This is a genomic window from Streptomyces sp. NPDC058646, from assembly GCF_042716875.1.
Taxonomy (GTDB): domain Bacteria; phylum Actinomycetota; class Actinomycetes; order Streptomycetales; family Streptomycetaceae; genus Streptomyces.
This window is the reverse complement of sequence record NZ_JBHXRK010000002.1, coordinates 127,764-141,282: the sequence shown is the minus strand read 5'-3', so window position 1 is coordinate 141,282 and position 13,519 is coordinate 127,764. Positions and strand designations below refer to the sequence as shown.

Sequence of the window (13,519 nt, the reverse complement as noted above, 5' to 3'; positions counted from 1 at the left end):
GCGGATGACCACGACCACCACGTCCGTACGGGAGCCCGCCGAGCCCGGGCGGCCCGCCGGCCCGGCCCGGACCGCGTCCTGCGCGCGGCCGGGTCCGGGCGGACGCTCCGTCCGCCACCGGTCCGGTGCGGCCGCCGCGCCGGCCGGCCCGGGACGGTCCCTGCTCCCGCACCGCGCGTCACGCGCCCTGCTGCCCCTCGCGGTCGCCGCGCTGGCCCTGCTGCCGCTCGCGGTCCTCTTCCCCGGTGCCGGCGGCTGGCCGGCCGCCCTGGCCGTCGACCTGTCCGGGCCGCTGGGCCGGGCCGGCGACTGGATCATCGGCAACCGCGACGGCCATCCGCTCTTCCTCTACTTCTTCGGCCACGTCAGCAACGCCGTGGTGGTGTCCGTCCGCGCCGTGTACGTGGTGCTGCTCGCCGCCGGCTGGACCGGGGTCACCGCGCTGGCCGGGCTGGTGGCCTGGCGGCTCGCGGGCGTCCGGCTCGCCCTGACCTGCGCCGGAGCGTTCGCCGCGTGCGGGCTGCTCGGCATGTGGGTGCCGACGATGCAGACCCTGGCGCTGATGACCGTCGCCGTGGCCGCCTCCGTGGCGGTCGGCGCGCTGCTCGGTCTCGCCGCCGGGCTCTCCCCGCGGACCGGCCGCGCGCTGCGCCCGGTCCTGGACACCATGCAGGTGCTGCCCGCCTTCGCGTACCTGCTCCCGATGGTGCTGGTCTTCGGCATCGGCGTGCCCGCCGCCGTCCTCGCCACCGTGGTGTACGCGGCCCCGCCGATGGCCCGGCTCACCGCACTGGGGCTGCGGGAGGCCGACGCCGGAGTGATGGAGGCCGTGGACTCGCTCGGTGCGACCGGGCGGCAGCGGCTGTTCACCGCGCGGCTCCCGCTGGCCCTTCCCCGGCTGCTGCTGGGCGTCAACCAGGCCGTGATGATGGCCCTGTCGATGGCCGTCATCGCCTCGGTGATCGGCGCGGGCGGCCTCGGCGACCGGGTCTACCAGGCCCTCGCCTCGGTCGACGTGGGGGCCGCGCTCGCCGCGGGCATCCCCATCGTGCTGCTGGCCGTGGTGCTGGACCGCACCTCCGACGCGGCGGGCCGGCGCCTGGGCTCCGCCCGGGGCGACCTGGGCGAGCAGCACCTGCTGCGCCGGGTGTTCGCCGGTTGGTACGGCCGCCTGCTCACGGTCCTCGCGGCGGTCGCCGTCGCGGTCGCGGGCCGCATGCTGGGCACCTCCCTGTGGCCCGGGTCCTGGACCGTGCAGATCGCGGAGCCGGTCAACCGCGCGGTCGGCTGGATGACCGACCACCTCCACTCCGGCGTGCCCGTGGTCGGCGGCACCGCCCAGTGGGCGGCCGGGTTCACCGGCTGGATCCTCGACCCGCTGCGGACCGGGCTCACGGCCATGCCGTGGTGGCTGGTGCTGCTGCTGGTCGCCGCGCTCGGGCTGCTCTCGGGCACCTGGCGCAGTGCGCTGACCGCGGTCCTCGCCATGGCCGCCATCGGCGTCCTCGGGGTCTGGGAGCCCTCGCTCGACACCCTGTCGCAGGTGATCGCCGCCGTCGCCGTCACCCTCGTGCTCGGCTTCGCGATCGCCGTGGGCGCCGCGCGCAGCGCCCGCGCCCAGCGGCTGCTGCGCCCGGTGCTCGACGTGTGCCAGACCATGCCGCAGTTCGTCTACCTCATCCCGGTGGTCGCCCTGTTCGGCGTCGGGCGGGCACCCGCAGCGGCGGCCGCCGTCGTGTACGCGCTGCCCGCCGTCGTGCGCATCACCGTCCAGGGGCTGAGCGGGGTGAACCCCGCAGCGCTGGAATCGGCGCGCTCCCTCGGGGCCACCCCCGCGCAGCAGCTGTGGCAGGTCCAGCTGCCGCTGGCCCGGCCCGCGCTGCTGCTGGCCGTGAACCAGGCCGTGGTCCTGGTGCTGGCGGTCGTCATCATCGGCGGTCTGGTGGGCGGCGGTGCGCTCGGCTACGAGGTCGTCCTCGGCCTCGCCCAGGGCGACCTGGCCACCGGACTGGTGGCGGGCGCCGCGATCGTCTGCCTGGGCCTGGTGCTCGACCGCGTCACCCAGCCCGCGAAGGAGGCCTGACATGCCGTACCGACAGCAGGGGCGCGCGCCGCGCCGCCGTGCCCGTACCGCCCTGACCGCCGCCGTGGGCTGCCTCGTCCTGGTCACCGGCTGCGGCGCCGCCGACATGACCCGCCAGTCCTCCCCGTACGCGGCTGCCGAGGACGCCCGGACCGTCACGCTCTCCGTGCAGTCCTGGGTCGGCGCCCAGGCCAACGCCGCCGTGGCCGCGTACCTGCTGGAGCACGAACTGGACTACCGGGTGGACACCGTCCAGGTCGACGAGGTGCCCGCCTGGGACGCCCTGAGCCAGGGCCGCGTCGACGCGATCCTGGAGGACTGGGGGCACCCCGAGCAGGAGAAGCGGTACGTCGCGGAGAAGGGGACCATCGAGCCCGGCGGCGAGCTGGGCGTGACCGGCCACATCGGCTGGTTCGTCCCCACCTACTTCGCCGAGGCGCACCCGGACGTCACCGACTGGAAGAACCTCGACAAGTACGCCGATCAGCTGCGCACGCCCGAGAGCCGCGGCAAGGGGCAGCTGCTGGACGGCTCCCCTTCCTACATCACGAACGACAAGGCGCTGGTGAAGAACCTGGGCCTGGACTTCGAGGTGGTGTTCGCCGGGTCCGAGGCCGCGCAGATCACCCAGATCAAGCAGTTCGCGAAGGAGCGCAAGCCCTTCCTGACGTACTGGTACAAGCCGCAGTGGCTGTTCGAGCGGGTCCCGATGACGGAGGTGCAGCTGCCCGCGTACACGGAGGGCTGCGACGCCGACCCGGAGGCGGTCGCCTGCGCCTATCCGCACACCCCGCTGCGCAAGTTCCTCAACGCCCGCTTCGCGCAGTCGGGCGGGAAGGCGGCCGCGTTCCTGAAGGCGTTCCGCTGGACGACGGAGGAGCAGAACGAGGTGTCGCTGATGATCGCCGAGGAGAAGCTGTCGCCGGAGCAGGCGGCGAAGAAGTGGGTGGAGGGCAACCGCGCGGTGTGGGAGCCCTGGCTGCGCTGATCCGGCGCGCCGGTTCGACCGCACGCGTCCCCGCCGCGGGCCGGCCACCGGTCGTCCCGCCGGGGCGTCCGTGTCCGGGAGGACGCCCGGAGGCCGCCGCCCCCCGTGAGGGGGCGGCGGCCTCCGGCCTGCTCCGGTGGACCGCTACGGGGCGGACACCTTCAGGAGCTTGTTGGGGGTTCCCGCGCTCGGGTTGGTGATCTTGCCCGAGGTGGCCCCGGCGGTCAGGGCCGCGGCGACCTGTGCCGGTGACGCGTTTTTGTTGCCGGCCAGGTAGAGGGCCACCGCTCCGACGACGTGCGGGGTCGCCATGGACGTGCCCGAGATGGTCTTCGTACCCGTGTCGCTGTCGTTCCAGGCGGAGGTGATGTCCGACCCGGGTGCGTAGAGGTCCACGACGGAGCCGAAGTTGGAGAAGGAGGACTGGGAGTCGTCCGCGGCGCTGGACGCCACCGTGATGGCCTCCCGGACCCGCGAGGGCGAACCCTGTCCCGCGTCGCTCGACTCGTTGCCCGCGGCGACGGCGAAGGTGACGCCGCCGGCCACGGCCCTGCGCACCGCCTCGTCCAGGGCCTCGTCGGCGCCGCCGCCGAGGCTCATGTTGGCGACCGAGGGCCCGCTGTGGTTCTGCGTCACCCAGTCGATGCCCGCGACGACCTGCTCGGTGGTTCCGGAGCCGTTGTCGTCGAGCACGCGGACGGCGACGACCTTGGCCTTCTTCGCCACCCCGTGGGCCTCGCCCGCTATGGTGCCGGCGACGTGCGTGCCGTGACCGTTGCCGTCGTCCGCGCTCTGGTCGTTGTCCACGGCGTCGAAGCCGTGCTGGGCGCGGCCTCCGAAGTCCTTGTGGGTGACCCGGACTCCGGTGTCGATGACGTAGGCCGTCACACCTTCGCCGCCCGCGTCGGGGTACGTGTACTTCTTGTCGCCGGGCGTCGCCGTCTGGTCGATGCGGTCCAGGCCCCAGGACGGCGGGTTCTGCTGGGTGGTACTGAGGGTGAACTTCTTGTTCTGGACGACCTTGTCCACCGTCGGGTCGGCGGCCAGGCGCTTCGCGTCCACCTCCGAAAGCCCCGACGCGGAGAAGCCGTTGACCGCGGAGCTGTACTCGCGCCGCAGTTCGCCGCCGTACTTCTTGGCGAGGGCCTGCTTGTCCGCGGACTTGTCCAGCATCACGATGTAGCTGCCGCTGAGTGCGCCGGGTGCGCCCAGTCCGTACACCGTGCCCTCGGCCGGAGTGGTCGCACCGGCGAAGGGAGTGAACAGGATGCCGGCGCCTACGGCGGTCGCGGCTCCCGTGAAGACCGCCAGGAGCCGGATCCGACCGGACCGGGTACGTGCGTGCCTGTGCATTGACATGAAGAGGGTGCTCCTCGTGTTGACGTGTGGGGCGTCAAGACGCGCTGTCGCGCGAACCCTTCGGAGCCGGAAGATCTCCGGGGGTTGGTTCGAAACCCTGACCGATTCACGGGAGCGATTCAAGGTCGCCCGGGTCCTCAGCGTTGTTCAACAAGGTTTCTTAATGGGACCTCCTCGCGGGCTCCTCGGAACGGACACACTCTCCGAACCTTCTGCACATGTACGGCACTTCTCGATGTGCGTCCGCGAACGCGGACATGCCGAACCGCCGACCGGACGCCCGGGTGCGGGTTCAGCGGGTGTCGAAGTCCCGGCGGTGCGGGGGGTTTTCGGACGACGGCCAGCGCGGCGCCGTCCGGGCCGACGTGAGCCGGTCCACCACCTCGGCCAGGTCCTGGCAGGCCTGTTCGATCCGCATCCGGATGTCGAGGTGCTCCGTGACGAGTGCCGACAGCAGCAACGAGGTCAGCGCCGCGCTGCCGTTGAGCGCCTGGAGGTTGACCATGCCCTGGGTCAGGCTGAGGTCGGCGAAGGGGCCCACCCGCGCGATCGCCGCCGCGTTCGCCAGGACGGACACCAGCAGCATGCACGGCGCGCTCCCCGCCAACTGGAAGCGCAGAGCGGCCCAGATGAGGACGGGGAAGACGAGGAAGAGCACCGCCATCCCGCTCCTGGTCGCCAGGACGGTGACGGGCACGGCCGTGACGGCGAGGGCGACGGCCTCGCCCCACCGGTAGGTGTCCTCGGGCAGGCGCGCCCTGCTCAGGACCAGCAGCAGCGGCGTGACCACGAGCACGCCCATGGCGTCGCCCGCCCACCACGTCCACCACGTGGTCCAGAACCCGCTGTGCGGCATGCTGCCGGTGGCCAGCAGGAGGCCGGCGCCGGCCGTGGCACTGATCAGCATGGGCACCATGCCTCCCAGGAAGACCAGGGCCACGGCGTCCCGGAGCCGGCCCAGTCCGCAGCGGAAGCCGACCCGGCGGAGCAGCAGGAAGGCGCAGACGGGCGCGAGGGTGTTGCCCGCGACGATGCCCAGGCCGACGGGTTCGAGGGAGCCGAGTGACTGGATCACCAGGCAGGCACCCAGGGCGATCCCCGGCCAGACCCGCAGCCCCAGCCAGAGCAGACAGGCGAGGGCGATGCCCGTCGGCGGCCACAGGGGGGTGACGACCGCCCCGTCGACGGCCACCTGCTGGAGCAGGCCGATCCGTCCGCCCGCGTAGTAGGCGGCGGCCACGGCGAGGATCCGGAGCACAGCCAGGCACAGACGTCGGAAGCCCTCGGTGCGCATCACTTCATCAGACAGGAGTCGGCGCCCTCGGCCGCGTGTGACACGCCCTACGGCCGCGCGGCGTCCGCCGTCTCACCCCGTCCGGTCACCCGGACCGGCTCCTTTGGCCCCGTCGGTGCGGCCCGTGCAGTCGTCTTCGGTCCGGTCGCCTTCGGTCCGGTCCGCGGCAGCGTCGTGGCTCAGGACGAGCACCGCGGCGTCGTCCGCGTGGCCGGTGGAATCGGCGACCTTCATCACCTCGGCGGCCAGCTCGCCGGGGTCCGCGCCCGCGCCCGCCCTGACCGTCTCGATCACCCGTGCGAGTCCTGCCTCGATGGGGAAGGACGGACCTTCGACGACCCCGTCGGTGAGCAGGACGAAGGAGCCGGCCGCGCCCAGTCTGCGCCGGGTCACGGGATAGCGCACGCCGGGCAGCATGCCCAGGGGCAGACCGCCCTCGTCCTCCACGACGCCGTACCGGCCGTCGAGCGTGGCCCAGACGGCCGGCACATGGCCCGCGCGGGCGCTCTGGACCTCCCAGGTCGCGGGGTCGAAGCGGACGAACGTGCAGGTCGCGAAGAGGTCGCAGTCCACGGAGAGCAGCAGGTCGTTGGCGCGGCTGAGCACTTCCCCGGGATCGGCGGCGGCAGCGGCCACGGCCCGTACGGCGATCCGGACCTGCCCCATGAAGGCGGCCGCCTCGACGTCGTGGCCCTCCACGTCGCCGATGGAGAAGCCCAGCGCACCCCCGGGCAGCTGGAAGCCGTCGTACCAGTCCCCGCCCACGCTCAGCCCGTGCCGGGCGGGCGCGTACCGGGCGGCGGTGCGCAGCCCCGGCACGGTGGGCAGGGAGGCCGGGAGGATCTCCCGCTGGAGCGCCTCGGCGAGCTCCACCCGGGCCTGGTGGAGCTCCGCGCCCTCCCTGGCCTGCTCCGTGAGCCGCCCGAGCCGGGCCAGCAGGGCGTCGGCGCTCGCCGACCGCGTGGACCGATGGGGGGTCATGCAGCGCTCCGAGATGCTTCGAGGTACGTCAGCTTCCAGGCCCTGGCTCAAGAACCCCGTTCATCATATTTGCGCGACCTGCGAACCACACCCCGAACGGGTGACCGGCCGGCCGCCGCGACGGCCCGCGCCCCGGCCGGCGGGGTGCCGGCCGGGGCGGGCCGGACCGGTCAGGAGGTCCGGGCGGCCGGCGGCGTCCACTTCTGCCGGGGGGCTCCGGTGCAGGTCCAGATCTGCAGGCGCGTCCCGTTCGCGGAGCTGCCGCCCGTGGCGTCGAGGCACTTGTCCGCCTGCGGGTTGACCACGTCCCGGGCCGCGGGGAGCGCCCACTGCTGGGCGGGGGTCCCGTTGCAGGTCCAGAGCTGGACCGGGGTGCCGTCGGCCGTGCCTCCCGCCGCCACGTCCAGGCACTTGCCGAGCGCGCGGACCGTTCCGTCCGCGCCGACGGTCCACTGCTGGGCCCCGGTTCCGTTGCAGTCGTAGAGCTGTACGGGCGTGCCGTCTGCGGTGCCCGCCCCGGCGACGTCCACGCACTTCCCGCCCAGGCCGGTGATCGCGCCCGCGCCCGGCTGACCGCCGCCGGCGGTGACCCGGACGTAGTCGACGAGGAGCTGCTGGGGGAAGGCCGTGCTGCCGTCCGGGTCCCCGGGCCAGTAGCCGCCGACCGCGAGGTTGAGGATCAGGAAGAACGGCTTGTCGAAGACCCACTGGCGGCCGCCGAGGTCGGCGGGGGTGCGCCGCTGGTACACGGCGCCGTCGACGGACCAGGTGACCGCGCCGGGGCTCCAGTCGACGGCGAAGGTGTGGAAGGCGTCGGCGAAGGCCTGACCGCCGGGCAGGGTGTGGCCTGCGCCGATGCCGCCGGAGCCGGAGTAGCCGGGCCCGTGGAGGGTGCCGTGGACCGTGGAGGGTTCGAAGCCCACGTTCTCCATGATGTCGATCTCGCCCGAAGCGGGCCATCCGACCTGTCCGATGTCGTCGCCGAGCATCCAGAACGCGGGCCACATCCCCTGCCCGCGCGGGACCTTCATCCGGGCCTCGACGCGGCCGTACGTCGTGGTGAACCGGCCCGCCGTGTTCAGGCGCGCGGAGGTGTACTCGCACCGCCCGTACCAGCAGTTGTAGTTGGCCGGGTTCTCGCGGCGGGCGGTGACGACCAGGTTGCCCTGGCCGTCGAGGGCGGCGTTGCGGGTGCCGGCGGTGTAGTACTGCCGTTCGTGGTTGTTGACGTTGTCACCGGTCTCGGTCTGCCACTTCCCCGGATCGACGGCTGAGCCCGCCGGCCCGTCGAAATCGTCGGAGAAGGTGACGGCGGCCGCCTGGGCCGCGGGAGCGGGAGCGGCGGTCGCCGGACCGCCCTGGGCCTGGCCGGTGGCCAGGCAGGCGAGGGCGAGCACCGAGGCGAGGGACAGCAGCAGACGTCGGGGTAAGCGGGCGGAGTCCATGACTCCCCTTCCGTGGGGGGCGCTTAGTTCACTCCGTGATTTAAGAAGTGAACCCATTCCCCGTCAAGGGGTTGGTCTGGACCACCTCCCCGAGCGTTCCTCATCCGTGGACCGGAGCCGGGTTCCCTGCGTGCACGGCGGCCCCGGCACCTGGCGGGAATCAGCCGAATCCGGCGCGCTCCGCACTGCACCGCGCGCCGGCCCCGCACCGGGGCCCCGGCCGGACGCCCGGCAGGCCTCCCCGTACGGGTTCCCGTTCCGCCACGCCGCTCGCCGGCCTACGCCGCCCGCTGTTTTCGGACAGGTTTCACGGCGCCAACTCAACGGCGCCGTCCGCATCATGACCTGCTGTCAAGACCCCTGCACAGAACCGATAAGATCCCGGGCTGTTGTCCAATGATCTTTCACTTTCGATCGTTTGAGGGTTCTGATGGTTCGAGAGGGATCGTCGCCCGGCAGTACAGGGCCCGCCTCACCCGTCGCTTGGGCGCTTCCCGCGCTGCTGATCGCCGTCGCCACGGCGGTGGCCGTGGCGTGGGTGTCGGCGCCCGCACGTACCCCGGTGGCGTGCATCGGCGCCGTGGCCTTCGTCGCGGTCACGCTCTCCTGCGGCGAGGCCGCCCGGCGCGGCAAGGCGATGGCGGCACTGCGGGCCACGGTCGCCGCGCAGGAGGCGGCGCTGTCACGGCAGCAGGCCGAGACCGTACGGCTGGCCGATTCGCTGCTGCCGGATGTCGTGGCGCGTCTGCGGAAGGGCGAGTTCCCCGAGGACGTGCTCTCCTCACTGGAACAGCACGGCTCCTACCGGGCCGGTCTGACGCCCGAGTTCATCGCGGCGCACCAGGCGGTCCTGCGCTCCGTACTGGAGGCCGTGGTAGCCGAGGAGGACCTGCGCGACTCGGCGCAGCGCGCCTTCGTGAACATCGCCCGCCGGGTCCAGGCCATCGTGCACCAGCAGGCCACGGAGCTGCGGGAGATGGAGGACCGGCACGGCCAGACCCCGGCCGTCTTCGGCGACCTGCTCCGGCTCGACCACGGCACCGCGCTCATCGGCCGGCTCGCCGACTCCATCGCCGTACTCGGCGGTGCGCGGCCCGGCCGTCAGTGGAGCAAGGCCGTGCCGCTGTACAGCGTGCTGCGCGGTGCGATGTCCCGGATCATCGACTACCAGCGCGTGGAGCTGCACTCGGTCTCCCAGGTCGCCGTCGTCGGCCCGGCCGTCGAACCGCTCATCCACGCACTGGCCGAGCTGCTCGACAACGCGACCCGCTACTCCCCGCCGCAGACGAAGGTGCACCTGACCGCCGTCGACGTGAACTCCGGCATCGCGGTCGAGATCGAGGACGGCGGCCTCAGCATGAGCGAGGAGGCCCGCACGCGGGCCGAGCGCATGCTCCGCCAGGCACAGCAGGGCATCGACCTCACGGACCTGGGCGAGACCCCGCGACTGGGCCTCGCCGTGGTCGGCCGGCTCTCGCAGGCGTACGGCCTGCAGGTCTCGCTGCGCTCGTCGGCGTACGGAGGCGTGCGTGCCGTGCTCGTCATCCCGCAGGACCTGATCACCACCGTCTCCTCCGCGACGGGCGTGGCCCACGGCATCGGCACCTCGTCCGGACCCCGGGCGGCCGTGGAACCGGCGGCCGGGCCGCGCGCCGCCCGCACCCCGGTCCCGTCGGTGGCCCAGCCGGTGGCAGGCGTCGTCGACCCGCGGGTCCCCCGCCCGGTCACCGGCCCGCCGACACCGGCTGCCGGTGTCGGCCTCGGCGCGTACGCCGACGCCGACGACGTCCCGGCCGTGACCGAGCGGACCACCAACGGCCTGCCGCAGCGGCGCCGCAAGGCCCGGGCCACGGTCCCGGCCCAGCCGGCCGCCGCCGAGCCGGCCCACGCGGCCGCCGTGGCCCGCGCGGACGCCGAGCCCGAACCCCGGGTGGAGCCAGGGATGTGGCTGGCCGCCTTCCAGAGCGGTCTCTCCGGGGACAGTCAGACCGGTCCGGGGCGGACCGGAGCAAGCCAGAACAGTGACGCCTCGCCGGCCTCGGCGAGCAAGGGGGAACAGCCATGAGTCAGCTGCAGACCAATATGGACTGGATGCTCAAGGACCTGGCCGAGAGCGTTCCGCAGACCCGCCACGTGATCGTGCTCTCCGCCGACGGCCTGCGCATGGCCCAGTACGGCGCGGAGACCGACACGGCCGACCGGCTCGCCGCCGCCTGCGCCGGACTCCAGAGCCTGGCGGGCGCGGTCGCCTCCGAACTGCCCAACAGCCGGGGCCGGATGCGGCTGGTCGTGATCGAGATGGACGGCGGCTTCTTCTACCTGATGGCGGCGGGCGCCGGCGCCTTCCTCGCGGTGCTGGCCGACGAGGGCGTCGACGCCGGACTGATGGGCCAGCGGATGCGGGACCTGGTGGCGCGGATCGGAGAGCACCTCAGCAGCCCGCCGCGCCGCGACGGACAGACCGCGTGAGCGACCCCGGCCCCCGCTGGGAGGACGGCATTCCCGAACGCCTGTACGTCATCACGGGCGGCCGCAGCGGACCGTTAACCACCACCACCCTCGACCTGGTGACGCTGATCATCGCCAGGTCGGGGCCCAGGCCCGGGATGCAGCCGGAGCACGCGGCGATCATGCGCATGTGCCAGTCGCCGCTCTCGGTGGCGGAGATCTCCGCGTATCTCGCCCTGCCGGTGAGCGTGGTCACCGTACTCCTCGGTGACCTCCTCGCCGCCGACCAGGTGCTCTCCCGGGCACCGGTCGCCCTCGCCCAACTCCCGGACCTGGCATTGATTGAGGCAGTGATCGATGGACTTCGAAAGCTCTGATCCTCCCGCGGGGCCGCGGCGCGAGGACGTATTGCCGGCCACGGCCGCCGCCGCGGTCAAGGTCGTGATCGTGGGCGGCTTCGGGGTCGGCAAGACGACCCTGGTCGGCTCGGTGAGCGAGATCCGGCCGCTGACCACCGAGGAGACGATGACCCAGGCCGGGGTCGGCGTCGACGACACGGCGGGGGTGGAGCGCAAGAGTTCCACCACCGTGGCCATGGACTTCGGCCGGATCACCCTCAACGAGGAGCTGGTGCTCTACCTCTTCGGTACGCCGGGGCAGCAGCGCTTCTGGTTCCTGTGGCACGGCCTGTTCGAGGGTGCACTGGGGGCCGTGGTCCTGGTGGACACCCGCCGGCTGGAGGTCAGCTTCGACGTGATCGGCCGGCTGGAGGAGCGCGGGGTGCCCTTCGTGGTCGCCGTCAACTCCTTCCCCGAGGCCCCCGGTTATCCCGTGGAGGAACTGCGCGGCGCCCTGGACCTGCCCGACTCCGTGCCACTGGTCCTGTGCGACGCCCGGCGACGCGACTCCAGCCGTGACGTCCTGATGACGCTGATGCGCTACCTGCATTCCCTCGCCGTGACCCCGGAGGCTTCGTGACCGGTCCGTTCCGCGGGCCCTTCCGCGGTCCGGTCCCGGCGCCGCGCTCCCGGGCCCGTTCCGTCAGTGCGGGTCCGGCGCGACGCGGATGACGAGCTTGCCGCGCGCGTGACCGGCCCTCAGGTGGCGGATGGCGTCGGGCACCCCGTCCAGCGGGTAGGTCCGCCCGATCGCGGGGGTCACCGAGCCCGCTTCGACGAGCCCGGTGAGCACCTCCAGGTCGCCGTGGCGCACCACGGAGGCCAGCGGACGCAGCCGCTGTCCGACGAACGGCGACAGCAGCAGCGCGCGCAGCTGGCGGTCGTTGCCCCCGATCCACCGGCCGCCGCCCTCCCCGCCGACGATGACGAGGGTCCCGCGGGGGGTGAGGGCGCGGCGGAGGGCGCCCAGGGGCCGGTTGCCCGCGATGTCGAGGATCAGGTCGTAGCGGCGGCGGCCGTCCACCGGGTCCTCGCGCGTGTAGTCGACGACCTCGTCGGCCCCGAGCGAGCGGGCCAGGTCGGCCTTGGCCGTGCTGCACACACCGGTGACGCGGGCCCCGAAGGCCTTGGCCAGCTGCACCGCGTAGCTGCCCACACCGCCCGACGCGCCGATGACCAGGACGCTCTGTCCGGCCCGGACTCCCCCGGCGTCGCGCAGGGCGTTCAGCGCGCTGCAGGCGGAGACCGGGAGGGCGGCCGCGGCGTCGAAGTCCAGGTTGCGCGGCTTCGGCGCGAGCCGGCTCTCCTTGGCGACGGCGTACTCCGCGAACGATCCTTTGCCCTCCCCGTACACCTCGTCGCCGGGCCGGAACCGGCCGGCGCCGGGCCCCACCGCCTCCACCCGGCCCGCGAGGTCCATGCCGCGCACGCGGGCCTTGGGGGCGCGCAGACCGAAGCCCGCGGCGCGGACGGCGTACGGGCGTCCCTCCATCAGGTGCCAGACCCCCTGGTCGACGGCGGCCGCGTGGACCCGTACGAGCACCTCGCCCTTGCCCGGGACCGGCCGGTCCACCTCTTCCAGCCGCAGCACCTCGGGCGGTCCGTACACGTCCTGGACGACGGCTCTCATGGGGTGTCTCCCTCGGTCTCGGGGTACTGGAACACGCGGTCGAGCGGCACGGCGAACACCCGGGCGATCTGGAAGGCCATCTCCAGCGTGGGCGAGTAGCGGCCCTGCTCGATGGCGATGACGGTCTGGCGGCTGACGCCGATCCGGCGGGCGAGTTCGGCCTGGGTCATCTCGTCGTGGGCGAAGCGCAGGGCCCGGATCGTGTTGGTGACCCGCGTCGCCCTCACCACGGGTGGAACCCGAGGCGGTAGGCGACGATCTTCGCGACCGAGGACAGGACCGCGGACAGGACGAAGGCCAGGTAGATCGCGTTGGCGATCCAGAACGGGGCGGCCTCGGCCATCGCCAGGGCGAGCCCGGCCACGCCCCCGACCACCACGAACGACTGCCCCACGTACTCGCCGAAGCGGTGGATCTCCCGGTCGCGCTGGTCCTTGGTCTTCTCGCACTCGGGCGAGAAGGCCGTCACGAGGACGTGGAGCACGGTCGAGGCGCCGATCGAGGCGCCGACGGTCCACAGCAGGGCGGCCGCGTACGGCGTCTCGGCCAGGGGGCCGCCCGCGGTCCGCGCGAGGATCACGGCCAGATAGGCGGCGTACGACGCGATGGCGACCACGAGCATGATCCAGGCGCGTTTCTCTTCTGCTGCCACTCCCACTCCCCATGTAAAGAAAACCTGACATGGTCAGTGTCAAGGAGTCGCAACATCATGTCAAGGATTCTGTACTTCACTCCGCGCCGGACGGCAGCGCACCCCTCACCGGCCCCCCGTGTGGCCCCGGTCACCTCGCGCACGACCGGCGGGGTCGGAGGGAAGTCCACACCTGCGCATCCCGATCTCGAACGGGGACTGCCTGGATGAGCCCGCCGTGAATCCCCGCCGATGGGGGCCG

At 73.1% G+C, this 13,519-nt stretch carries 13 protein-coding genes; 6 read left to right on the top strand and 7 right to left on the bottom strand.

Annotation, left to right across the window (positions count from 1 at the left end):
• Positions 1–4 precede the first annotated feature (4 nt).
• Together ACFWUZ_RS04145 and ACFWUZ_RS04140 are read left to right on the top strand one after the other, a co-directional pair.
• On the top strand, positions 5–2,083 hold the full coding sequence (locus ACFWUZ_RS04145) for an ABC transporter permease subunit (RefSeq protein WP_384366706.1): 2,079 nt from the start codon (positions 5–7) through the stop codon (positions 2,081–2,083).
• Position 2,084: 1 nt separating this feature from the next.
• Entirely contained in the window at positions 2,085–3,071 is a 987-nt protein-coding gene (locus ACFWUZ_RS04140) for an ABC transporter substrate-binding protein (protein ID WP_384366703.1), read from the top strand.
• A gap of 144 nt (positions 3,072–3,215) precedes the next feature.
• Here the strand turns inward: ACFWUZ_RS04140 and ACFWUZ_RS04135 are convergent, their stop codons facing one another.
• The 4 genes from ACFWUZ_RS04135 to ACFWUZ_RS04120 all read right to left on the bottom strand — a co-directional run bounded on the left by ACFWUZ_RS04135 (position 3,216) and on the right by ACFWUZ_RS04120 (position 8,150).
• Complete coding sequence (locus ACFWUZ_RS04135; protein ID WP_384366700.1) at positions 3,216–4,430, bottom strand: S8 family serine peptidase; 1,215 nt, start codon at positions 4,428–4,430, stop codon at positions 3,216–3,218.
• Positions 4,431–4,722: 292 nt separating this feature from the next.
• Positions 4,723–5,727, bottom strand: coding sequence for an MASE1 domain-containing protein (locus ACFWUZ_RS04130; protein ID WP_384366697.1), 1,005 nt, complete (start codon positions 5,725–5,727; stop codon positions 4,723–4,725).
• Between the two features lie 69 nt (positions 5,728–5,796).
• Complete coding sequence (locus ACFWUZ_RS04125) at positions 5,797–6,705, bottom strand: PP2C family protein-serine/threonine phosphatase (RefSeq protein ID WP_384366694.1); 909 nt, start codon at positions 6,703–6,705, stop codon at positions 5,797–5,799.
• A 170-nt stretch (positions 6,706–6,875) separates the two neighbouring features.
• Entirely contained in the window at positions 6,876–8,150 is a 1,275-nt protein-coding gene (locus ACFWUZ_RS04120) for a ricin-type beta-trefoil lectin domain protein (RefSeq protein WP_384366691.1), read from the bottom strand.
• A gap of 430 nt (positions 8,151–8,580) precedes the next feature.
• On the opposite strand from ACFWUZ_RS04120, the gene ACFWUZ_RS04115 reads away from it, so the two are divergent.
• Genes ACFWUZ_RS04115 through ACFWUZ_RS04100 form a run of 4 tightly spaced genes read left to right on the top strand, consistent with a single transcriptional unit; the run spans position 8,581 to position 11,576 of the window.
• A complete protein-coding gene (locus ACFWUZ_RS04115) occupies positions 8,581–10,215 on the top strand; it encodes an ATP-binding protein (protein WP_384366688.1) in 1,635 nt (544 codons plus the stop codon).
• On the top strand, positions 10,212–10,619 hold the full coding sequence (locus ACFWUZ_RS04110) for a roadblock/LC7 domain-containing protein (RefSeq protein ID WP_384366685.1): 408 nt from the start codon (positions 10,212–10,214) through the stop codon (positions 10,617–10,619). The genes ACFWUZ_RS04115 and ACFWUZ_RS04110 overlap by 4 nt, the downstream gene beginning before the upstream one ends.
• Positions 10,616–10,975 (top strand): DUF742 domain-containing protein, encoded by a 360-nt coding sequence (locus ACFWUZ_RS04105; RefSeq protein WP_384366682.1) that lies wholly within the window; start codon positions 10,616–10,618, stop codon positions 10,973–10,975. Before ACFWUZ_RS04110 ends, ACFWUZ_RS04105 begins: the two co-directional genes overlap by 4 nt.
• Positions 10,956–11,576 (top strand): ATP/GTP-binding protein, encoded by a 621-nt coding sequence (locus ACFWUZ_RS04100; protein ID WP_384366679.1) that lies wholly within the window; start codon positions 10,956–10,958, stop codon positions 11,574–11,576. The genes ACFWUZ_RS04105 and ACFWUZ_RS04100 overlap by 20 nt, the downstream gene beginning before the upstream one ends.
• 63 nt (positions 11,577–11,639) lie before the next feature.
• On the opposite strand, the gene ACFWUZ_RS04095 is transcribed toward ACFWUZ_RS04100, so the two are convergent.
• Genes ACFWUZ_RS04095 through ACFWUZ_RS04085 form a run of 3 tightly spaced genes read right to left on the bottom strand, consistent with a single transcriptional unit; the run spans position 11,640 to position 13,278 of the window.
• Positions 11,640–12,626, bottom strand: coding sequence for an NAD(P)-dependent alcohol dehydrogenase (locus ACFWUZ_RS04095; RefSeq protein WP_384366676.1), 987 nt, complete (start codon positions 12,624–12,626; stop codon positions 11,640–11,642).
• Positions 12,623–12,856, bottom strand: a complete 234-nt coding sequence (locus tag ACFWUZ_RS04090; RefSeq protein WP_266938205.1) for a helix-turn-helix transcriptional regulator — start codon at positions 12,854–12,856, stop codon at positions 12,623–12,625. Before ACFWUZ_RS04090 ends, ACFWUZ_RS04095 begins: the two co-directional genes overlap by 4 nt.
• Positions 12,850–13,278, bottom strand: coding sequence for a hypothetical protein (locus ACFWUZ_RS04085; RefSeq protein ID WP_384366672.1), 429 nt, complete (start codon positions 13,276–13,278; stop codon positions 12,850–12,852). Before ACFWUZ_RS04085 ends, ACFWUZ_RS04090 begins: the two co-directional genes overlap by 7 nt.
• Positions 13,279–13,519: the final 241 nt, after the last annotated feature.

What these genes read in the sequence shown, in the direction of transcription:
- ACFWUZ_RS04135 (WP_384366700.1), bottom strand. Translation starts at nt 4,430, where the DNA reads ATGTCAATGCACAGGCACGCACGTACCCGGTCCGGTCGGATCCGGCTC.
- ACFWUZ_RS04120 (WP_384366691.1), bottom strand. Translation starts at nt 8,150, where the DNA reads ATGGACTCCGCCCGCTTACCCCGACGTCTGCTGCTGTCCCTCGCCTCG.
- ACFWUZ_RS04110 (WP_384366685.1), top strand. Translation starts at nt 10,212, where the DNA reads ATGAGTCAGCTGCAGACCAATATGGACTGGATGCTCAAGGACCTGGCC.
- ACFWUZ_RS04115 (WP_384366688.1), top strand. Translation starts at nt 8,581, where the DNA reads ATGGTTCGAGAGGGATCGTCGCCCGGCAGTACAGGGCCCGCCTCACCC.
- ACFWUZ_RS04145 (WP_384366706.1), top strand. Translation starts at nt 5, where the DNA reads ATGACCACGACCACCACGTCCGTACGGGAGCCCGCCGAGCCCGGGCGG.
- ACFWUZ_RS04100 (WP_384366679.1), top strand. Translation starts at nt 10,956, where the DNA reads ATGGACTTCGAAAGCTCTGATCCTCCCGCGGGGCCGCGGCGCGAGGAC.
- ACFWUZ_RS04095 (WP_384366676.1), bottom strand. Translation starts at nt 12,626, where the DNA reads ATGAGAGCCGTCGTCCAGGACGTGTACGGACCGCCCGAGGTGCTGCGG.
- ACFWUZ_RS04140 (WP_384366703.1), top strand. Translation starts at nt 2,085, where the DNA reads ATGCCGTACCGACAGCAGGGGCGCGCGCCGCGCCGCCGTGCCCGTACC.
- ACFWUZ_RS04125 (WP_384366694.1), bottom strand. Translation starts at nt 6,705, where the DNA reads ATGACCCCCCATCGGTCCACGCGGTCGGCGAGCGCCGACGCCCTGCTG.